Source organism: Enterobacillus tribolii, from assembly GCF_003363015.1.
GTDB lineage: Bacteria > Pseudomonadota > Gammaproteobacteria > Enterobacterales > Enterobacteriaceae > Enterobacillus > Enterobacillus tribolii.
On sequence record NZ_QRAP01000011.1, the window covers coordinates 78,148 to 99,464 of the forward strand.

Here is a 21,317-nt window from a genome sequence, read left to right on the forward strand (position 1 = left end):
AACAGAATGGAAAAAGTGATGGGCCGGGATTCTACCACAAGGGGAAAGAACGGCCGCACAAAAATGGAACGAGGGCCTGAATGATGACGCGCCAGGAATAAAAAAAGGCCGGGTTTCAACCCGGCCTCTGCGTTTTCAGCCACTCCGGGCGTTAGTCGTGATCTTCCCACGCCTGAGCGCGCGCCACGGCTTTTTTCCAGCCGCTGTAGCGGTAGTTACGCTCGGTGGTTTCGATGCCGGGGCGGAACTCCCGCTCAATGGCCGCTTTGCTGCGCAGCTCTTCCAGGTCGCTCCAGTAACCGACGGCAAGACCGGCCAGATAGGCCGCGCCCAGCGCGGTAACTTCGCGGACTTCGGGGCGCTCGACGCGGGTGCCCAGAATGTCGGACTGGAACTGCATCAGGAAGTTGTTGGCTACCGCGCCGCCGTCAACGCGCAGCGATTGCAGGCGGGTGTTGGCGTCGGCCTGCATGGCGTCCAGCACGTCGCGGGTCTGATAGGCGATGGACTCCAGCGTGGCGCGGATGATGTGATTGCTGTTTACCCCGCGCGTCAGGCCGAAGATCGCGCCGCGGGCGTAGGGGTCCCAGTACGGGGCGCCCAGGCCGGTGAAGGCAGGCACGACGTAAACGCCGTTGCTGTCTTTCACTTTGGTGGCGAAGTATTCGGAGTCTGCGGCGTCGTTAATCAGCTTCAATTCGTCGCGCAGCCATTGAATGGACGCGCCGCCGATAAAGACCGCGCCTTCCAGCGCGTAGTTGACTTCACCGCGCGGGCCGCAGGCAATGGTGGTCAGCAGGCCGTGCTGCGACTGCACCGCTTCGGTGCCGGTATTCATCAGCAGGAAGCAGCCGGTGCCATAGGTGTTTTTCGCCATGCCGGGCTGAACGCACAGCTGGCCGTAAAGCGCCGCCTGCTGGTCGCCCGCGATGCCGGCGATGGGAATACGGGTGCCGCCCTTACCGCCGATGTTGGTTTGTCCATACACTTCAGACGAAGGGCGAACCTTCGGCAGCATGGCGCGCGGAATGTCCAGCACCTGCAGCATACGCTCGTCCCAGTCCAGCTCGTGGATGTTGAACAGCATGGTACGCGAGGCGTTGGTGTAATCGGTAACGTGAACGCGGCCCTGGGTCATTTTCCACACCAGCCAGGTGTCCACGGTGCCGAACAGCAGTTCGCCGCGCTTGGCGCGTTCACGCGCGCCCTCAACGTGATCCAGAATCCACTTCACCTTGGTGCCGGAGAAGTAAGGGTCGACGACCAGGCCGGTGTTGTGGCGGATGTACTCTTCCAGCCCGTCTTTTTTCAGTTGCTCGCAGATGTCCGCGGTGCGGCGGCACTGCCAGACAATAGCGTTGTAGATCGGTTTACCGGTTTCACGCTCCCAGACGATGGTGGTTTCCCGCTGGTTGGTGATGCCGATGCCGGCGATTTGGTCGGAACTGATATCCGCCTTGGCCAGCACTTCTACCAGCGTGGAACTCTGCGTCGCCCAAATCTCCATCGGGTCGTGTTCAACCCAGCCCGCTTTGGGGTAGATTTGCGTGAACTCTCGTTGTGAAACGCTGATGATATTGGCGTCGTGGTCAAGCACCACGGCACGTGAGCTGGTGGTTCCCTGATCGAGCGCGACAATGTATTTCTTTTCTGTCGTCATAACGGTAATCCTGCAAATGAATAGGCAAAACGAATAACTAAAAAAATAATAGCCGACGGTCAGTGCCGCCGGCTACGGGATTAAGCCTTACGCTCGGTGGTTGAAGAGGATGTTTCATCCTCCAGGATGCAGACGTCGCAAGGCAGGTTGCGGCCAATCAGCGAGCGATAACCGAAGGCGCCCAGGCATGCGCCGACGATGGGACCGAAAATCGGCACCAGGAAGTAGGGGATGCTGCGATCGCCGGTGAAGGCAACCTCACCCCATCCGGCCAGCCAGGCGAACAGCTTGGGCCCGAAGTCACGCGCCGGGTTAAGGGCGAAGCCGGTCAGCGGCCCCATGGAGGCGCCGATTACCGCGATCAGGATACCGATCAGCAGCGGCGCCAGCGGGCCGCGCGGAACGCCGTTGCCGTCGTCAGTCAGCGCCAGGATCAGGCACATCATGATGGCGGTGATGATGGCTTCAACCAGGAAAGCCTGACCGATGGCGATGTGCGGGTTCGGGTAGGTGGAGAAAACGCCGGCTAACTCAAGGCTTTCCACGCTGCCGCGCACCATGTTGTGCGTCTGCTCGAAATCAATGAACAGGCTGTAGTAGAGGGTATAGACTACCGCCGCCGAGCAAAATGCGCCGGCGATCTGAGACAGGATGTAGGGAACGACCTTGCGCTTGTCGAAACAGGCAAACAGCCATAAGGCGATGGTCACGGCAGGGTTCAGGTGTGCACCGGAAATCGCGGAGGTCAGATAAACCGCCATGGCGACGCCCAAGCCCCAAATGATGCTGATTTCCCACTGGCCGAAGCTTGCGCCGGCAAGCTTTAAGGCTGCAACGCATCCGCAGCCGAAAAAGATCAGGAGCGCCGTGCCGAGGAATTCCGCGATGCATTGCCCTTTTAACGTTGAACTTGCGGTTTGGCTCATGATGATGTCCTAACACAATTATTTGTAGGGTAGTTATTATTCCGGCGAAGCGGTTCGCCGGAGTTATGTAAATTTATCGTTAATGCGCGAAAACGAGAAATACCGAAATCAAATTGTGTGTTGTTCGTCAAATTAATGAGTGGAAATGCGCGTTGTGGCGCAATTGGGCGCAAACAAGAGTGTGAGCGATCTGACAATTTGCCCGTTGGTTGTAACCGGAGCTCAACATTCGGGAACCCGCCGATAGCGTTTTAAGGCTAAACCGATAGCGCGGCGGGGGATATTTGTTACAGTCGTTTGCCCGATGCGCCGGTATCGCGCTAGACAGTAGGGAATACGCTACATACAATCGGTAGCAGAAGCTGGCCGTAAGGTCATTTTGGGGCGCTGATTACTGGGCGCGGATATTTTCGGCGCGGGAACGTTTTCCCGCGGTTGCGGATGTACGCCTGGCTAGATTGAGAGGACTGAAGAATGTCATTTGAAGTATTTGAGAAACTGGAAGCAAAAGTTCAGCAGGCGATTGACACCATCACGCTGTTGCAGATGGAAATTGAAGAGCTAAAAGAGAAGAACAACCAATTGTCCCAGGACATTCAGCATGCCGCGGGCGACCGTGAGTCGCTGGTGCGCGAAAATGCGCAACTGAAGGAAGAGCAGGCGGCCTGGCAGGAGCGCCTGCGCACGCTGTTGGGCAAAATGGATGAAGTAAACTAAGTTATTACGCGTAGCGTAAACGAAAACAAGGCGCCGTTCGGCGCCTTATTGTTATCTGTGATTGTGCGGCAGTGATTACTCGATATCCAGCGGCTCTTCCGCCAGAATGATGCCGGTGTTGTCGGCATACAGGTGATCGCCGGAGAAGAAGGTGACGCCGCCGAAGTTGACGCGCACGTCGCTTTCGCCGATGCCTTCGCTGTCGGCGCCGGCAGGAATGGCGGCCATGGCCTGAATGCCGATGTCCAGCTCTTCCAGATCGTCAACCTGGCGCACCGCGCCGTAAACGACGATGCCTTCCCACTCGTTTTGTAATGCCAGGCGCGCCAGCTCTGCGTTGATCAGCGCCCGACGCACTGAACCGCCGCCGTCGACCACCAGCACGCGCCCACGGCCGTTCTCTTCCAGCAATTCATAGAGCAGGCCGTTATCCTCAAAGCATTTCACCGTGGTGATTTGCCCGCCAAACGAAGTACGTCCGCCAAAATTGGAGAACAGAGGTTCAACCACATTCACTTCTTCATGGTAAATGTCGCACAGTTCGGAAGTATCGTATTTCATAGGATCGACGTCTGATGATGGCCGCAGGGATTGTTAGTATATCCCCTTAGTGAGGCTGTTTGCAAAACCGCCAGTTGTTAAGGCAGAAGTTTCTTCGGCTCCGGCGCACATTTTGTTGTCCGCCGGAGACCATTAACTCAGAACTACGCCGATGGCGAACAGCAGGTTGGTGAGCAGCGCGCACTTCACCATGCTTTCCAGCATAGGGCGCATGGCGGCGGGCGTTTGCTCGTGCAGGACGTAGCGGATGTGGCGCAGCAGCGCCGGAATGGCCAGGACGAACAGCCACCCGCTCCAGCTTTTCAGGTTGAACAGTGCGAACAAGGCCAGGCAGACCACGGCGCCAATCAGCAGAGCGGCATGATAGTAGCGGGCGCGCACCGGCCCCAGGCGGACTGCCAGCGTGTTCTTGCCGTTTTGCGCGTCGTTCTCGATATCGCGCAGGTTATTGATGTTGAGCACCGCCACGGCCAGCAGGCCGCAGGCCGTGGCCGGCAGCATAACCACGCTGCTGAAGACGTTGGCCTGCAGGTAGTACGTTCCCGCCACGCTCAGCCAGCCGAAGAAAACCAGCACCGAAATATCGCCCAGCCCCATGTAGCCATAGGGACGGGTGCCGACGGTATAGGTGATGGCCGCGACGATAGCCATCAGGCCCAGTATCAGGAAGCCGAACACGTCTTCCGGCTTTTCGCAGGCCACGGCGATAAGCGCGATGCCTGAAATGATGGTCAGCAGCACGGTCAGCATCAGGGCGCGTTTCATCTGCGGCTGGGTGATGACCCCTTTTTGCATGCCGCGCAACGGCCCGATACGCTCTTCCGTATCGCTGCCTTTAACCGCGTCGCCGTAATCGTTAGCCAGATTCGACAGAATCTGCAGCATGGCGGCGGTAAGCAGGGCGAGCAACGCGACGTCCGCTTTGAAAGCGTGCTGCCAGAAAGCGATGGCAGAGCCGGTAATAATAGAGGCCAGCGCCAGGGGGAGCGTGCGTAACCGCAGGCTTTCCAGCCAGGCTTGGGTTCGGCTGATCGGGGTTGATGAGCTCATGTTCCAGTTCAGTGTTAGGGTGAATATGCGTAATTGTGCGCAGAATATCACCATGTCAACTTCGATATCTATAACATCAAAGAGTAATTTATTGATTATTATAGGAATAAAAAAGGGAGGCCAGCGCCTCCCTTAACAATGTATAACCGCAGGGACGGTTCCTGATATGAATTATAGGATAAACCGACTCAGATCTTCATCTGCTACGAGCTCATCCAGATGATTTCGCACGTATTCCGCATCAATGGTGATGGATTTTCCACTGATATCGCTGGCTTCGAAAGAGATTTCTTCCATCAGGCGCTCAAGCACGGTATGTAAACGGCGCGCACCAATGTTTTCTGCGGTTTCGTTCACCTGCCAGGCCGCTTCGGCAATATGGCGGATGCCGTCCGGCGTGAAGCTGATGCTGACGCCCTCGGTCGCCATCAGCGCCTGGTACTGCTCGGTCAGCGATGCGCTCGGCTCGGTCAGGATACGTTCAAAATCTTCCGTGGTCAGCGCCTGCAGCTCAACGCGGATAGGCAGACGACCCTGAAGTTCGGGGATCAGGTCTGACGGGCTGGCGATCTGGAAAGCGCCGGAGGCGATAAACAGGATATGGTCGGTTTTTACCATGCCGTGCTTGGTCGACACCGTACAGCCTTCCACCAGCGGCAGTAAATCGCGCTGCACGCCTTCACGTGAAACGTCCGGCCCGGAGGATTCGCCGCGTTTACAGATTTTATCGATCTCATCGATAAAGACGATGCCGTGCTGCTCAACGGCGTCGATAGCCTGCTGCTTCAGCTCTTCCGGATTCACCAGTTTGGCGGCTTCTTCTTCGATCAACAGCTTAAGCGCTTCTTTAATCTTGAGCTTGCGGGCTTTTTTCTTCTGGCCGCCCAGGTTCTGGAACATGGACTGCAGCTGGTTGGTCATCTCTTCCATGCCCGGAGGCGCCATGATTTCTACGCCCATCGGCGAAGCGGCGGCGACTTCGATTTCGATCTCTTTATCGTCCAGCTCGCCTTCGCGCAGCTTTTTGCGGAAGGTCTGCCGCGCCGGAGATTGCTCGGCGCTTTGCTCCGCCTGGCCCCAGTTGTTTTTTGCCGGCGGGATGAGCGCGTCCAGAATGCGTTCTTCCGCCAGCTCTTCAGCGCGGTAGCGGTTTTTCTCGATGGACTGAAGGCGGACCATTTTAATCGCCGAATCAGTCAGATCGCGGATGATGGAGTCGACTTCTTTGCCTACGTAGCCCACTTCGGTGAACTTGGTGGCTTCTACTTTAATGAACGGCGCGTTAGCCAGCTTGGCCAGGCGGCGGGCGATTTCGGTTTTACCCACCCCGGTCGGACCGATCATCAGAATGTTTTTCGGCGTCACTTCGTGGCGCAGGGTTTCGTTGAGCTGCATACGGCGCCAGCGGTTACGCAGGGCAATGGCGACAGCGCGCTTAGCCTGATGCTGGCCGATGATATAGCTGTCGAGTTCGCTGACGATTTCGCGTGGAGTCATCTCAGACATGTTCAGGGTCCTTACGCTTTGGAGTCTAATTCTTCAATGGTGTGGAAGTGGTTGGTGTAGATGCAGATATCGCCTGCAATTCCCAACGCTTTCTCCACGATCTCGCGGGCGCCCAGCTCGCTGTTTTCCAGCAGGGCGCGTGCGGCTGCCTGGGCGTAAGGCCCGCCGGAACCGATGGCGATAAGATCGTTTTCCGGCTGCACGACGTCGCCGTTGCCGGTAATAATGAGGGAGGCGTTTTCATCGGCTACCGCCAGCAGGGCTTCCAGCCTGCGCAGCATGCGATCGGTACGCCAGTCCTTGGCCAGCTCGACGGCGGCTTTCACCAGGTGGCCCTGATGCAGTTCCAGTTTACGCTCAAAGAGTTCAAACAGGGTAAAGGCGTCCGCCGTTCCTCCGGCAAAGCCGGCGATGACGCGGTCGTTGTACAGGCGGCGTACTTTGCGCACGTTGCCTTTCATGACGGTGTTACCCAAGGTTGCCTGGCCATCACCACCGATGACGACTTTACCGTTGCGGCGTACGCTTACTATTGTTGTCACGAGCAGACCCCCGTTGCTGACGAAAAGAGTTCCCCGCGTGGGTCGCGGGGCTTATCGTCAGTAAATGGGGGAGAGTTTTATGCTTTTCAACCCCCGGTGGCGAGAGGAATGCAGCTGGACATTCCCACGCCTTTCAGGCGTTGCTGCATCTTGTCGGCCGCGGCACGCGTGCTGTAAGGGCCAAGCAAGACACGGTTCCAGCCGCCGCCGGAGGTGATGCGGCTTTCAATACCCTCGAACGCCAGCTGGGCGCGCACGGATTCTGCCTGATCGGCGCTGCGGAATGAACCGCACTGCAACATCCATTTTTGCGATTTTTCCTGCTGCGGCTTTTCCTGTTGCGGTTTGGCCGCTGTCTGTTGCTGCTGGGCTGTTGCATTCGTGACCGGCGCCGGTTTCGGTTTTTGCTGCTGCTGCTGCTGCTGCGCCTGGCGCTGTTGGCTTGGCTGCGTGGCCTGTACCGGGTTGCTCTGCGTTCCCGCCGTGTTTTGGCGCGGTGCGGTGTTCTGCACCGGCGGCGTCTGGGCCGGTTGCTGAGTTACCGGCACCGCGGGCTGACGCCGGCCGGTATTTTGCGCCGGATCGTTATAAGGAACTTCAGACAGTTGGGTCGGACGCTGACGCATGTCAGCCTGCATTTGTTCCAGCAGCTGGCGTTGTTCATCCGTTAACTGGGTCTGGGAACGGATTTCCCCGCCAGCCGTCGGTTCCGTGGGCGTGGCTACGCCGACCTGACGGTTTTCCAGCTCTTTGATGTAACGCCAGCGCTCTTCGGGCTTGGGCGGCAGGCCGTTGCCGGTATGAGGCGTTTGTACCGGCGGAACGCTGTCTGCGCCCGGTTTGTGATGCATCAGGAAATACAGGCCGGCGGCAAACGTTGCCAGCACCGCAAGGGCCAGCACTATCATGGTTTTTGATGCGCCGGGCGCAGAGCGTTTGGTTTTGCGGCCGCTGCTCTTACGCTTTGCGCCGCCTGAGCGTCCACGGCTCACATAGTCTCGTTGTGCCACTGTTGATTCACTGCGTCGCGATATTGAAAAGAAGGTGACATGTTACTGAACTCATTCTGATTTAACTAGCGTTTGGGTGCAGAAGTACTTCCCCTGATAACTAATTCGCTTTCTAACAAACGCGATCCGCTTTGTACAGAATGACTTTGCAGCTGTTCAAGCAGCAGCAGCATGGCTTCACGGCCGAGTTGATAACGCGGCTGCGCCACCGTGGTTAACGGCGGATCGCTGTACTGCGACAGTTTGATGTCGTCAAAGCCCATCAGCGACACGTCTTCCGGCACGCGCAGGCCCATGCGTTTGGCCTGCGACAAGGCGCCGATCGCCATTACGTCGCTGTGGCAGAAGATTGCCGTCGGCGGCTGAGGCAGCGACATCAGCGTCGCCAGCGCCTGTGCGCCTGCTTCATAGGTAAAGTTGCCGCGCGCCACGTAGCTCTTGTCTTCCGCGATGCCGCAGCGGCGCAGGGCCTGAACGTAGCCTTGCAGGCGATAGTTGCTCAGCGGCATGTGCTCCGGCCCGGCGATGCAGCCGATGCGGTGGTGCCCCAGCTCATACAGATACAGCACGGCTTCAAAGGCGGCCGTCAGGTTGTCGATATGAACGGTGGGTAATTCCAGCTCCGGGGCGAACTCGTTGGCCATCACCATCGGCGGCAGGTTGCGCTGCTCTTCTTTGCTGGCGTCGAACGGAACGTTGGAACCGAGCAGCAGCATGCCGTCGATTTGCTTGGTGACGATCAGGTTAACGAAGGTTTTTTCCTGCTGGCTCTGCTGGGCGCAGTCACCCAACAGCACCAGGTAGTCATGCTCCGCGGCGGTGCGCTCGATCCCCTGGATCACGTCGGCAAAAAAGGGATCGCAGATATCCGGTACGATCACCAGGATAGTGCGGGATTCGTTGCGTCTGGCGCTGCGGGAAAGCGCATGGGGAGAATAACCGACGGCCATGACCGCCTGTTCCACCTTCTGACGGGTGGAAGCAGAGACTTTTTCCGGATTCATTAATGCCCGGGATACCGTGGCAGTGGATACGCCGGCTTTTTCAGCAACATCCTTCATGGTTGCAGCGGACATATTTCTCTTATCTTCCAACGCGATTCTCCTTGCGTGTCATCCTTGACGGGTAATGCAAATTCAGGTCAGCAGGCACGTTATCTGAGACAGTTATCATGCCCGTTGAAAAAAATTATTATACGGATCACATTTTAACCAGATTCGGACTTGGGATTGTTACCTTAATTTCATCAGAAATGTGACATAAATGGATTTTTTAGATCGGGATCGCAATTCATTCACTCTGAAAATTTACTTTGGCGATGTATTTGGTCGTGTTTAGCTGTCGGTCGGGTCAACATCCAGGGACCATTTTACCTTCCTTGTCTGTGGTAATGCGGTGATCTGCGGCAGTAATTGTTTCACCGTCTGTTGCAACTGCGCCCGCGACGGATGCTGTAGCAACAGTTGCCAGCGGTAACGCCCGCCGCGTTTGGGTTGCAGGGCGGGAACCGGCCCCAGCAGCCACAGCGCTTCATCTTTTGTGGGGATATCCAGCAATGCGCGGATCTGCTCCAGAAACACGCCGGCGTGACGGTTATCGTGATCGTCCGCGCGCAGGAGAATATGGTTGGTGAACGGCGGCAGGAAGACGCTCTGACGCTCTTTCAGCGCCTGTTTGGCAAAAGCGTCGTATCCCTGATTCAGCAGGGTCTGCAATAAAGGGTGTTCCGGGTGGTGCGTTTGCAGCACCACCTCTCCGCGCTTGCCGGCCCGTCCGGCGCGCCCTGAAACCTGGGTATAAAGCTGCGCGAAGCGTTCGGCGGAATGGAAATCCGCGGAGAATAGCGCGCCGTCGACGTCCAGCAGGGCGACCAGCGTGACGTTGGGAAAATGGTGGCCTTTGGCCAGCATTTGGGTGCCGATCAAAATGCGGGCGCCGCCGCGATGCACTTCCGCCAGTTGTTGCTCCAGCGCGCCTTTGCGGCTGGTGGTATCACGATCGATGCGCGTCAGCGGGATGTCGGGAAACAGGGGGGCCAGTTCATGCTCCAGCTGTTCCGTGCCCAGCCCGACCGGCACCAGGTTGGTGGAGCCGCACTGCGGACACTGGTGCGGCACCGGTCGCTGGCTGTCGCAGTGATGGCAGCGCAGGTGTCGTTGTTGCTGGTGCAGGGTGTAGTAGTGATCGCAGCGCGGGCATTCGGCAATCCAGCCGCATTCATGGCACAGCAGCGCCGGCGCGTAGCCGCGGCGGTTAAGGAACAGGATCACCTGATTACCGGCCTGTAAATGCTCGCGCATGCGTTGGATCAGAGGCTGCGACAGCCCGGCTTTCAGCGGCAGGCCTTTCAGGTCCAGCAGGTGCTGCGCTGCCGGTTTGGCGTTGCCCGCGCGCCGGGTCAGGCGGAGCTGGCGGTATTTACCGAGATTCACGTTGTGCAGGGTTTCCAGCGCCGGCGTTGCCGAGCCGAGCACGATGGGAATGCCTTCCTGATGGGCGCGGAAGACCGCCAGATCGCGGGCATGGTAGCGCCATCCTTCCTGCTGTTTATAGGAGGCGTCATGCTCTTCATCAATAATGATGACGCCCAGGCGGGCAAACGGCGTAAACAGCGCGGAGCGGGTGCCGATCACCACGGCGCTTTCGCCGTTTTTGGCGCGCAGCCAGGCGGTCAGGCGCTCGCTGTCGTTCAGCCCGGAATGCAGCACGTCTACCGGCGCGTTGAAACGCTCGCGAAAGCGGGCGATGGTTTGCGGCGTCAGGCCGATTTCCGGCACCAGCACCAGCGCCTGGCGCCCCTGCGCCAGCACGTTTTCGATCACGCTGAGGTAAACCTCGGTTTTTCCCGAGCCGGTTACGCCGGCCAGCAGCCAGGCGTTGAATTGTTGGTCTTCGCTGCGAATGGCGCCGACGGCGGTGGCCTGTTCGGTATTCAGGCGCAGCCGTTCACCGTTGACGGCGAAGTCCGGCCGCCAGTCGCGGTGTTCGACATCCTGAGCCTGAAGCTCAGCCAGCGCTTTGGCGCACAGGTTTTTCAGAATCTGATCGGTCAGGCCGAACTCCTCCGCCTGATGACGGTAGATCGGCTGGCGTTGCAGAATCTCCAGCGCCTGCCGTTGTTTTATCGCCCGCTTGGGCAGCGCGTCCGGCGGCGCGGTTTTTCCCTGTTCCGTAATCACCCAGCGCCAGCGTTGGGCGTGGTGCGCGGGTTTGCCCTCGCGCAGGCCGACCGGCAGGGCGTGAAACAGGACTTCACCCAGCGGGTGATGATAGTAGTCCGCGGCCCAGCGCAGCATGCGCCACATGCGTTCGGAATACAGCGGGGCATCGTCGAGGATATGGCCGATAGATTTGAGCTTATCCGCCGGAAACTCGCTGTGTTCGCTCCAGCCGGTGATAATGCCGATCGCCTTGCGCGGGCCGAACGGCACGCTGACCCGGCAGCCCGGCACGGGAATGACGCCCGCCGGCAGCAGGTAGTCGAAGGTGCGGTTCAGGGGCACGGGCAAGGCTACGTGAACAACGGGCATCTCTCTATCCGGTTGATTAGGGTGACGATGGGATTAACGGGGTAGTGTACACTGTCGCGACCCATGCAGGAATGCACGGATCTGATTGCAGGCGGTTGTGAATTTCTGTATGATCCGCCACCTTTGATATGTATTCGTATCAAACCTTAATTATCAACTCGCGTGGTGTTTGGCGGAACAGGGCTGGATAGCGACGCGGCCTTATACAGAGGTTTACCATGAAAAAAGATATTCACCCGAACTACGTTGCTATCACTGCAACTTGCTCTTGCGGCAACGTAATCAAGACCCACTCCACCGTGGGCCACGACCTGAACCTGGACGTGTGCAGCAACTGCCACCCGTTCTACACCGGCAAGCAGCGTGTCGTTGACACCGGCGGCCGCGTTGAGCGCTTCAACAAGCGTTTCAACATGGTTGGCAAGAAGTAATTCTTTCCGGTCAGAAAAAAGGCACCCACGTGGTGCCTTTTTTGTTGGTCGTTCGAAAACTCAGTATTCCCAGGTTTCCGGATCGATCCCCATCTCGCGCATCAGCACTTTGGCCGCTTCGGGGATTTCATCACTGCGTTCCTTGCGCAAATCATCATCGTTCGGTAACGGCTGACCGGTAAAAGCGTGCAGAAACGCTTCGCACAATAATTCGCTGTTAGTGGCGTGACGCAGGTTATTCACCTGGCGGCGGGTGCGCTCATCGGTCAGGATCTTCAGCACTTTCAGTGGAATTGAAACCGTGATCTTTTTTACCTGCTCGCTTTTTTTGCCGTGCTCAGCATAAGGGCTGATGTATTCGCCGTTCCATTCAGCAGCCATGGGACACCTTAACTTGTCTGGAAAAATAAAATTCTAAAAACCGGCCGATTATGCCCGATTTTTACGTTTTTCACTAAGGAAGTGTGGAGAGAGTCTGTTTGATATCACTTTTTCCAGAATTTCTCCGACTTTCACGACCTTTTTGCCATTCAAACTGACACAATTTTAGCGGCTCTTGCAGAAATTCTCAATCTATACGTAAAGAAGTTTAGATGTCCAGATGTATTGACGTCCGCATCAAAAAGCGATTACTCTCTATTTCCATTCTGACCCCCTTTGCGGAGAAATAACGTGACGTATAAGCAGGCTACCCTCGCCGTGCGCAGCGGACTGAATGACGATGAACAGTATGGCTGCGTGGTTCCTCCCATTCATTTATCCAGTACCTATAACTTCACGGATTTCAATCAGCCGCGGGCGCATGACTATTCGCGGCGCGGCAATCCGACCCGCGACGTGGCGCAGCGCGCGCTGGCCGAGCTGGAAGGGGGAGCCGGCGCCGTGCTGACCAGCAGCGGTATGTCGGCGATCCATTTACTGTGCGTTACCTACCTGAAGCCCGGCGATCTGCTGGTGGCGCCGCACGACTGTTATGGCGGCAGCTATCGCCTGTTCGACAGCCTGGCGAAGCGCGGCGTGTACCGGGTATTGTTCGTCGATCAGGGCGACAGCCGCGCCCTGGCCGCGGCGCTGGAGCAAAAGCCGAAGCTGGTGCTGGTGGAAACGCCGAGCAACCCACTGCTGCGCGTGGTGGATATCGCCGCGATCTGCGCCGCCGCTAAAGCCGCCGGCGCCCTGACCGTGGCGGATAACACCTTCCTCAGCCCGGCATTGCAACAGCCGCTGAAGCTGGGGGCGGATTTCGTGGTGCACTCCTGCACCAAATATCTGAACGGACACTCCGACGTGGTCGCCGGTACGGTGATTGCCAAAGATCCCGAACAGGCGACGGAGCTGGCCTGGTGGGCGAACAACATCGGCGTAACGGCCGCCGCGTTTGACAGCTACTTGCTGTTGCGCGGGTTGCGCACGCTGACGCCACGCATTCAGCTCCAGCAGCAGAATGCGCAAAAAATCGTGGATTACCTGCAAACGCAGCCGCTGGTGAAAAAGCTTTACCACCCGTCGCTGCCGGAAAATCAGGGGCATGAGATTGCCCGCCGCCAGCAGTCCGGTTTCGGCGCGATGCTGAGTTTTGAGCTGGATGGCGATGAAAACCGGTTGAGATATTTCCTGAAAGCATTGCAGTTGTTTACACTGGCGGAATCCCTGGGCGGGGTGGAGAGCCTGATCTCCCACGCCGCGACGATGACGCACGCGGGTATGGCGCCTGAGGCGCGTAAAGCGGCAGGCATTTCGGACAGCCTGTTGCGTATTTCCGTGGGTATTGAAGATAGCGATGATTTAATTGCTGATTTGGAACAGGCGTTCCGGGCGGCATCTACGAGGTAATTATGAGTTTACAAGGGGTAGCGGGGCGTCAACTGCATAAATTCGGCGGCAGCAGCCTGGCAGATGCTAAGTGTTATCTGCGCGTGGCGGGGATCATGGCGGAGTATAGCCGGCCGGGCGACATGATGGTGGTTTCCGCCGCGGGCAGCAGTACCAACCAGTTGATTAACTGGCTGAAGCTGAGCCAGAGCGACCGCCTTGCTGCGTATCAGGTTCAGCAGACGTTACGTCGTTTCCAGTGCGATTTGATTGCCGGATTGCTGCCGGAAGGGCTGGCGGAAAACCTGATCGCTCTGTTTACCCAGGATTTGGAGCGCCTGGCCGCGCTGTTGGACGGCCCGGTAAGCGACGCGGTATACGCGGAAGTGGTCGGTCACGGGGAAATCTGGTCGGCGCGCCTGATGTCCGCGGTGCTGAATCAAAAAGGCATCGAAGGCGAATGGCTGGACGCGCGCGAATTCCTGCGTGCCGAACGCGCGGCGCAGCCTCAGGTAGACGAGGGCAGCTCCTATCCGCTCCTGCAACAACTGCTGGCCCAGCACCCGAACAAACGCCTGGTGGTGACCGGCTTTATCGCACGCAACGCCGCGGGTGAAACCGTATTGCTTGGCCGCAACGGCAGCGACTATTCCGCCACGCAGATTGGCGCATTGGCGGGCGTGGCGCGCGTTACCATCTGGAGCGACGTAGCCGGTGTGTACAGCGCGGATCCGCGCAAAGTTAAGGATGCCTGCCTGCTGCCGTTGTTACGGTTGGATGAGGCCAGCGAACTGGCCCGCCTGGCGGCGCCGGTGCTGCATGCCCGTACGCTGCAACCGGTTTCCGGCAGCGACATCGATTTACAGCTGCGCTGCAGCTACCAGCCGGAGCAAGGCTCCACGCGCATTGAGCGCGTGCTGGCATCGGGTACTGGCGCGAAAATCGTTACCAGTCACGATGATGTTTGCCTGATTGAGCTTAACGTTCCCGCCGGTCATGACTTCTCACTGGTGCGCCAGGAAGTGGATCGCGTACTCAAGCGCATGCAACTGCGCCCGCTGGCGATCGGCACACACCGCGACCGGAACCTGATTCAGCTTTGCTATACCGCCGAAGTGGTGGGCAGCGCGCTGAAACTGCTGGAAGAAGCGGCGCTTCCCGGCCTGCTGCAACTGCGCGAAGGGCTGGCGCTGGTGGCGATGGTGGGCGCCGGGGTGTGCAAGAATCCGCTGCACAGCCACCGTTTCTATCAGCAACTGAGCGATCAGCCGGTAGAGTTTATCTGCCAGTCGGAAGACAGCATCAGCCTGGTGGCGGTACTGCGTCGCGGCCCGACGGAAAACCTGGTTCAGGGGCTGCATAAGTCGTTGTTCCGCGCAGAAAAACGCATCGGACTGGTTCTGTTCGGCAAGGGCAATATCGGTTCCCGCTGGCTGGAGCTGTTCGCCCGCGAGCAAAAAAACATTTCTGCCCGCAGCGGTTTTGAATTCGTGCTGGCCGGCGTGGTCGACAGCCGCCGCAGCCTGCTGAACTACGATGGCCTGGATGCCAGCCGCGCTCTGGCGTTCTTCGACGACGAAGCGCGGGAGATGGAAGAAGAAAACCTGTTCCTGTGGATGCGTGCGCACCCGTACGATGACTTGATCGTGCTGGACGTCACGGCCAGTGAATCGCTGGCGCAGCAGTACCGCGATTTCGCCAGCTATGGCTTCCATGTCATCAGCGCCAACAAACTGGCAGGGGCGTCATGCAGCGATGATTACCGCCAGATCCGCGATGCGTTCGAAAAAACCGGCAGCCACTGGTTATACAACGCTACGGTCGGCGCAGGGCTGCCCGTCAACTATACGGTGCGCGATCTGCGCGACAGCGGCGACACCATTCTGGCGATCAGCGGTATTTTCTCCGGTACCCTGTCGTGGCTGTTCCTGCAGTTTGACGGTACCGTACCGTTCACCGACCTGGTGGATCAGGCCTGGCAGCAAGGATTAACGGAGCCGGATCCGCGCGTGGATCTCTCCGGCCAGGACGTCATGCGCAAGTTAGTGATTCTGGCGCGCGAAGCCGGCTACGACATCGAACCAAGCCATGTTCGCGTCGAATCCCTGGTACCGCCGGGTTCCGAACAAGGTTCCATCGATCACTTCTTCGAAAACGGCGACGACCTGAACGACCAAATGCTGCAACGCCTGGAAGCGGCCAAGGAAATGGGACTGGTACTGCGCTACGTAGCCCGCTTCGACGCCAACGGCAAAGCCCGCGTCGGCGTGGAAGCGGTGCGCGAAGAACATCCACTGGCGGCGCTGCTGCCGTGCGATAACGTCTTCGCTATCGAAAGCCGCTGGTACCGCGACAACCCGCTGGTTATCCGCGGCCCCGGCGCCGGACGCGACGTCACCGCCGGCGCTATCCAGTCAGATTTAAACCGCTTAGCCCAGCTTTTATAATCTAAAACAGAAATAATCGCACGAAAGCCTTTGGCCTCATCCCCCGCCTCCTTTCGCCATCGGGTTAGCACGACCCGCCGGGAGGCGGGTCGAGGCCCAGGGGGCAGGATGCCCTTCCTGGGCCGGTGCGTAAGACCCGATGGCGAAAGGAGGGGACCCGCGAAGCGGGCGGGGGATGCGGCCCGCACTCAAGGCGCGGGAGTGCAGAGGGTGGCCGCTGCCACCCTTTGCCCGTACGCCCGCAGAGGAGCTTCATAAACACCCAAACTTCCCGGCGTACGGAACCCCCACCCAGCACACATCCCCCTCACATGAATCCCCTTCACCCCCCATGAACATTCATCATGCAGAAATTTCATTTTATAGTTGACTCCCCCTCCAACTTCCGGCAATTTCTATCTAGACGTCTAAACGTATAGACGCTCATTAAAATAAAAGCGAAAAGCGGCGAAGACGAACACAACGGTCACGAGGAAGATGGGGTATGAGTTTTTATCACGCAAACCAGCGGGAAGCGCTGAATCAAAGTCTGTCGGAACTGCACGGGCAGATTAACGTCTCGTTTGAATTTTTCCCGCCGCGCACCAGCGAGATGGAAACAACGCTCTGGCAGTCCATCGATCGCCTGAGCGGCCTGAAGCCGAAATTCGTTTCTGTGACCTACGGCGCCAACTCCGGCGAGCGCGATCGTACCCACAGCATTATCAAAGACATTAAGGAACGTACCGGGCTGGAAGCGGCGCCGCACCTGACGTGCATCGACGCCACCAAAGATGAGTTGCGCACCATCGCCCGTGACTATTGGGAAAACGGTATCCGCCATATTGTGGCGCTACGCGGCGATTTGCCGGCGGGCAGCGGCAAGCCGGACATGTATGCCAGCGATCTGGTCGCCCTGCTGCGTGAAGAGCGGGATTTCGACATCTCCGTCGCCGCCTACCCGGAAGTTCACCCGGAGGCGAAAAGCGCGCAGGCAGACCTGATTAACCTCAAGCGTAAAATCGACGCCGGCGCCAGCCGGGCGATCACCCAGTTTTTCTTCGACGTGGAAAGCTACCTGCGTTTTCGCGATCGCTGCGTCACGGCGGGCATTGAGGCGGAAATCGTACCGGGCATCTTACCAGTGTCCAACTTCAAACAATTGCAACGCTTTGCCACCATGACCAACGTGCGCGTGCCGTCCTGGATGAGCAACATGTTCGAAGGGCTGGACGATGATGCGGAAACCCGCAAGATGGTCGGGGCCAACATTGCGATGGACATGGTGAAAATTCTTTGCCGCGAAGGCGTGAAAGATTTCCACTTCTACACCTTGAACCGGGCGGAAATGAGCTACGCGATCTGCCACACGCTGGGCGTCCGGCCGGCGCAGGGCTGAGTTTACGCAGGTTCCCCCGCGGTTGCGGGGGGAATGACGCTAAAATTTCATGTATTCGATTCAGGAACGGCGGCTTTAACAATTTCTACCTGCTGTGACTGAAGCAGGTTGTGCAGCGCTGAGCCTGGATATTCATCCGTAAACAGCGCTGTCACCTGCGAAATATTGCCAATCTCTACCGCTGCGGAAGCATGGTATTTCGTATGGTCGGCGGCGAGGAGGATGTGCCGGGAGTGGGCCATCATCGTCTTTACTACGCTGGCTTCATTGACATCAAACTCCAGCAGCGCGCCGTCGCTTTCGATGGCTCCCACGCTGGTTACCAGGTAATTCGCCCGGAAGTTTTCAATAAATGCCGTCGCGGAAGGCCCAATGATGCCGCTGTTATGCGGGCGCAGCGTTCCGCCGGGCACCATCACCTCAAAGCGTGGATTTTTATAAAGGATATGCGCCACGCGCAGGCTGTTAGTGATAATTCGCAAATGATTATGGTTTAACAGCGCATGGGCAACCTGCTCAACGGTGGTGCCAATGGTAATAAACACCGTTGAACCGTCCGGGATATAGTCGGCCACCGCTTCAGCGATGGCTTTTTTCTCTTCCGTCCAGGAGATTTCACGCTGCTCAAACGCCGTATTGACCAAGCTGGATGCCTTACCCGCTCCGCCATGGTGGCGTGTAATTAGTCCCTGTTCGCTTAATTTACGAATATCCCGGCGCACGGTCTGCGTGGAAACATCCAGCAGACTGGCCAGTTCGTCGATATTCATGTAACCGCGTTCGTTAATCAGTATAAGCAACTGATCGTGTCGCGGATTGCCGGTCAGCTCAGTGAGAGTCATGAAATTTCCTCGAAAAACCATTGCGCTACTATTTTATACAAAAAGTGACAGAAAATATCGGGTTTGATCACAGTCGGGGATACCCGCGCGGCCTCCCGGACGCGTACATTTCAGCGCCGCGACGCCGCAGGCAAACCTGACAGCTTCCTCTGTAACACTTCCTGAAGCCAGGCTGAACGCCAGAGCGCCGTGAAAGACATCGCCGGCACCGGTAGTATCAACCACATCCACCGCAAATCCTGGCTGATGTTGTAACACACTATTTTTTATCCAGTCACATCCTTCTCCGCCCCGCGTTACGTAAACTTGTCCATTTGTGAGCGATTGTGCTTTTTTTAGGGCGTTTTCGGTTTCTTTGATGCTGGTAAAACGCGCCAGCCCCGGTTCGGAGAAGGCGGCATGATCGCTTAGCGCCACAAGTTCGCTGATATCCTGCGGCGTGACATCTCCATCCAGCACGGTCATGACCCCTGCCTGGCGCGCCAGTGTGAATGCCTGCTTTGCCCCTTCGTGCCAACGAACATCCGCCAGTACCACATCCCACTGGGAAAAATCGATAGCATTCAGCCACCCGGCATCCGGCAGTAAATCCGGGCTGGGGTAATTGATGATAATTCGCTCTCCGTGCGCATCCACCATGATCGCTGACTGCGAGGAGTTTGCCCTTGTATAGCGCCGGGTGTAACGGGTATTTACCCCCAGGGATTCCAGCTCCGCCAGCAGGCTGTTTCCGGTGTCGTCATCGCCCACACGGCCAATAAAGTCCACCTGTGCACCCAGCTTCGCCGCCGCCACTGCCGCAGTTGCTGCCGGCCCGCCGCCCACTTCTGTATAACGTTGCGCCACATATTTACCTCCTTCAGCCGGCAAATTTTCTACGTAGTAGATGCGATCCATCACGGTAATACCAACACAAGCAATACGAATCATGGTCATTCCTTAAGCGTTTCGGGATGTGATCATTTTAATTTCACGAAATGTTTAAAAAGTGACGGCTGTCAATTTTTTGACCATAAATTATAAATACGATCAAAAAACGACATAAACGAACGATTTTTAATGACAAGAAATGACATCCACATCTCAGGAGAAGGTCATGGCAGTGATAGCATTTATCGGATTGGGTCAGATGGGGTCACCTATGGCGGGTAACTTGCTGAAGCAGGGTCACCAACTCAGCGTCTTTGACGTTAACCCGGATGCCGTTCAGCGTCTGGCGGAAAAGGGAGCGCAACCTGCCAGCAGCCCGGCGCAGGCGGCAGAAGGCGCTGAGTTCGTTATCACCATGCTGCCAAACGGCGATCTGGTGCGTACCGTTTTATTCGGGGAGCAGGGGGTCTGCGAAAGCCTCTCTTCACAGGCGCTGGTGATCGATATGTCGACGATCCATCCCTTACAGACCGACAAACTGATTGCCGACATGCGTGATAAGGGCTTCAGCATGATGGACGTTCCGGTTGGGCGTACCTCCGATCACGCGATAGCAGGCACGTTGCTGCTGCTGGCCGGGGGATCGGCAGAACAGGTTGAGCGCGCTACGCCGGTGCTGATGGCGATGGGCAACGAGTTAATCAACGCCGGCGGACCGGGCATGGGGATCCGCGTGAAGCTTATCAACAATTACATGAGTATTGCCCTGAATGCCCTTTCCGCTGAGGCCGCCACGTTGTGTGAAGCGCTGGGTCTCTCCTTCGACGTGGCCTTAAAAGTAATGAGCGGCACGCCTGCCGGCAAAGGCCACTTCACCACGTCCTGGCCGAATAAAGTACTGAAGGGCGACCTTTCCCCCGCCTTCATGATCGATTTGGCTCACAAAGATCTTGGCATTGCATTGGATGTCGCGAACCAACTGCATGTTCCGATGCCGCTCGGCGCTGCCTCCCGTGAAGTATATAACCAGGCGCGCGCGGCGGGCCGGGGCCGGGAAGACTGGACCGCTATTTTGGAGCAGGTGCGTCACAGCGCCGGGCTTACTGCCAAAGTAAAAATGTAACGACTGTATAAAGGAAAATTGAATGAACAACTACACCATCAAAGACATTACGCGCGCATCCGGCGGTTTTGCCATGCTGGCCGTCGATCAGCGTGAAGCTATGCGCTTAATGTTTGCTGTTGCTGGTGCAAAATCACCGGTTACCGACAGCGTTTTGACTGACTTCAAAGTGAATGCGGCGAAAATCCTCTCTCCGTATGCTTCCGCCATTTTGGTGGATCAGCAGTTCTGCTACCGCCAGGTGGTTGAACAAAATGCTGTGGCCAAAAACTGCGCCATGATTGTGGCCGCCGATGAATTTATTCCGGGTAACGGTATTCCCGTCGATAGCGTCGTTATTGATAAAAAAATCAATCCACGGGCGGTGAAGCAGGACGGCGGTAAAGCCCTCAAGCTGTTGGTGCTCTGGCGCAGCGATGAAGATGCCCAGCAGCGTCTGGACATGGTGAAAGAGTTCAATGAGATGTGTCATGCCAATGGGCTGGTGAGCATCATCGAACCGGTAGTCCGTCCGCCGCGTCGTGGCGATAAGTTCGATCGCGAACAGGCCATTATCGACGCGGCAAAAGAGCTGGGCGACAGCGGCGCCGATCTCTACAAAGTCGAGATGCCGCTTTACGGCAAGGGGACACAGCAAGAGCTGCTCGCCGCATCGCAACGGCTGAATACGCATATCAATATGCCGTGGGTCATTCTCTCTTCCGGCGTCGATGAAAAGCTGTTCCCCCGCGCAGTCAGCGTTGCGATGGCGGCCGGCGCCTCTGGCTTCCTGGCCGGCCGCGCCGTTTGGTCATCCGTGATTGGTTTGCCGGATACCGAACTGATGCTGCGCGACGTTTCCGCGCCTAAATTGCAGCGTTTGGGCGATATCGTCGATGAAATGATGGCCCGCCGCCGTTAATACAAGGATGA

At 57.6% G+C, this 21,317-nt stretch carries 19 protein-coding genes; 7 read left to right on the plus strand and 12 right to left on the minus strand.

Annotated elements, in window-relative coordinates:
* Positions 1-151: 151 nt before the first annotated feature.
* Both glpK and C8D90_RS18960 read right to left on the minus strand, forming a co-directional pair.
* Positions 152-1,660, minus strand: a complete 1,509-nt coding sequence (glpK, locus tag C8D90_RS18955; RefSeq protein ID WP_115460030.1) for a glycerol kinase GlpK — start codon at positions 1,658-1,660, stop codon at positions 152-154.
* A gap of 80 nt (positions 1,661-1,740) precedes the next feature.
* A complete protein-coding gene (locus C8D90_RS18960) occupies positions 1,741-2,586 on the minus strand; it encodes an MIP/aquaporin family protein (RefSeq protein ID WP_115460031.1) in 846 nt (281 codons plus the stop codon).
* A 474-nt stretch (positions 2,587-3,060) separates the two neighbouring features.
* Between C8D90_RS18960 and zapB the strand changes: the two genes are divergently transcribed.
* Positions 3,061-3,303 carry a septal ring assembly protein ZapB gene (gene zapB, locus C8D90_RS18965; protein ID WP_115460032.1) on the plus strand — a complete coding sequence of 81 codons (243 nt, stop codon included), beginning with the start codon at positions 3,061-3,063 and terminating at the stop codon, positions 3,301-3,303.
* A gap of 75 nt (positions 3,304-3,378) precedes the next feature.
* Here the strand turns inward: zapB and rraA are convergent, their stop codons facing one another.
* The 7 genes from rraA to priA form a co-directional block, all read right to left on the minus strand.
* The gene (rraA, locus tag C8D90_RS18970) at positions 3,379-3,864 is read right to left on the minus strand and encodes a ribonuclease E activity regulator RraA (RefSeq protein WP_115460033.1); all 486 of its coding nucleotides are present in this window, start codon (positions 3,862-3,864) and stop codon (positions 3,379-3,381) included.
* Positions 3,865-3,996: 132 nt separating this feature from the next.
* Positions 3,997-4,914 carry a 1,4-dihydroxy-2-naphthoate polyprenyltransferase gene (locus tag C8D90_RS18975; RefSeq protein ID WP_115460034.1) on the minus strand — a complete coding sequence of 306 codons (918 nt, stop codon included), beginning with the start codon at positions 4,912-4,914 and terminating at the stop codon, positions 3,997-3,999.
* A gap of 171 nt (positions 4,915-5,085) precedes the next feature.
* On the minus strand, positions 5,086-6,420 hold the full coding sequence (gene hslU, locus C8D90_RS18980) for an HslU--HslV peptidase ATPase subunit (protein WP_115460035.1): 1,335 nt from the start codon (positions 6,418-6,420) through the stop codon (positions 5,086-5,088).
* Positions 6,421-6,431: 11 nt separating this feature from the next.
* Entirely contained in the window at positions 6,432-6,962 is a 531-nt protein-coding gene (gene hslV / locus C8D90_RS18985; RefSeq protein ID WP_115460036.1) for an ATP-dependent protease subunit HslV, read from the minus strand.
* Positions 6,963-7,048: 86 nt separating this feature from the next.
* The gene (gene ftsN, locus C8D90_RS18990; RefSeq protein WP_115460037.1) at positions 7,049-7,972 is read right to left on the minus strand and encodes a cell division protein FtsN; all 924 of its coding nucleotides are present in this window, start codon (positions 7,970-7,972) and stop codon (positions 7,049-7,051) included.
* Positions 7,973-8,037: 65 nt separating this feature from the next.
* Positions 8,038-9,066: a DNA-binding transcriptional regulator CytR gene (gene cytR, locus C8D90_RS18995; protein ID WP_115460038.1), complete on the minus strand. Its 1,029-nt coding sequence runs from the start codon at positions 9,064-9,066 to the stop codon at positions 8,038-8,040.
* A 240-nt stretch (positions 9,067-9,306) separates the two neighbouring features.
* The gene (gene priA / locus C8D90_RS19000) at positions 9,307-11,502 is read right to left on the minus strand and encodes a primosomal protein N' (RefSeq protein WP_115460039.1); all 2,196 of its coding nucleotides are present in this window, start codon (positions 11,500-11,502) and stop codon (positions 9,307-9,309) included.
* Between the two features lie 218 nt (positions 11,503-11,720).
* Between priA and rpmE the strand changes: the two genes are divergently transcribed.
* Positions 11,721-11,933 (plus strand): 50S ribosomal protein L31, encoded by a 213-nt coding sequence (rpmE, locus tag C8D90_RS19005; protein WP_115460040.1) that lies wholly within the window; start codon positions 11,721-11,723, stop codon positions 11,931-11,933.
* 60 nt (positions 11,934-11,993) lie between these two features.
* On the opposite strand, the gene metJ is transcribed toward rpmE, so the two are convergent.
* Complete coding sequence (metJ, locus tag C8D90_RS19010; protein ID WP_115460041.1) at positions 11,994-12,314, minus strand: met regulon transcriptional regulator MetJ; 321 nt, start codon at positions 12,312-12,314, stop codon at positions 11,994-11,996.
* Between the two features lie 291 nt (positions 12,315-12,605).
* Here metJ and metB point away from each other — a divergent pair, with 291 nt between their 5' ends.
* The 3 genes from metB (at position 12,606) to metF (ending at position 17,570) form a co-directional block, all read left to right on the plus strand.
* Complete coding sequence (gene metB / locus C8D90_RS19015) at positions 12,606-13,766, plus strand: cystathionine gamma-synthase (protein WP_115460042.1); 1,161 nt, start codon at positions 12,606-12,608, stop codon at positions 13,764-13,766.
* A 2-nt stretch (positions 13,767-13,768) separates the two neighbouring features.
* Positions 13,769-16,192 carry a bifunctional aspartate kinase/homoserine dehydrogenase II gene (locus C8D90_RS19020; RefSeq protein WP_115460043.1) on the plus strand — a complete coding sequence of 808 codons (2,424 nt, stop codon included), beginning with the start codon at positions 13,769-13,771 and terminating at the stop codon, positions 16,190-16,192.
* A 484-nt stretch (positions 16,193-16,676) separates the two neighbouring features.
* Positions 16,677-17,570 carry a methylenetetrahydrofolate reductase gene (gene metF, locus C8D90_RS19025; RefSeq protein WP_115460044.1) on the plus strand — a complete coding sequence of 298 codons (894 nt, stop codon included), beginning with the start codon at positions 16,677-16,679 and terminating at the stop codon, positions 17,568-17,570.
* 47 nt (positions 17,571-17,617) lie between these two features.
* On the opposite strand, the gene C8D90_RS19030 is transcribed toward metF, so the two are convergent.
* Both C8D90_RS19030 and C8D90_RS19035 read right to left on the minus strand, forming a co-directional pair.
* A complete protein-coding gene (locus C8D90_RS19030; RefSeq protein ID WP_115460045.1) occupies positions 17,618-18,412 on the minus strand; it encodes a DeoR/GlpR family DNA-binding transcription regulator in 795 nt (264 codons plus the stop codon).
* Between the two features lie 33 nt (positions 18,413-18,445).
* On the minus strand, positions 18,446-19,342 hold the full coding sequence (locus C8D90_RS19035) for a sugar kinase (RefSeq protein WP_115460046.1): 897 nt from the start codon (positions 19,340-19,342) through the stop codon (positions 18,446-18,448).
* Between the two features lie 166 nt (positions 19,343-19,508).
* Between C8D90_RS19035 and yihU the strand changes: the two genes are divergently transcribed.
* Positions 19,509-20,405: a sulfolactaldehyde 3-reductase gene (gene yihU / locus C8D90_RS19040; protein ID WP_115460047.1), complete on the plus strand. Its 897-nt coding sequence runs from the start codon at positions 19,509-19,511 to the stop codon at positions 20,403-20,405.
* A 22-nt stretch (positions 20,406-20,427) separates the two neighbouring features.
* Positions 20,428-21,306 carry a sulfofructosephosphate aldolase gene (yihT, locus tag C8D90_RS19045; protein WP_115460048.1) on the plus strand — a complete coding sequence of 293 codons (879 nt, stop codon included), beginning with the start codon at positions 20,428-20,430 and terminating at the stop codon, positions 21,304-21,306.
* Positions 21,307-21,317: the final 11 nt, after the last annotated feature.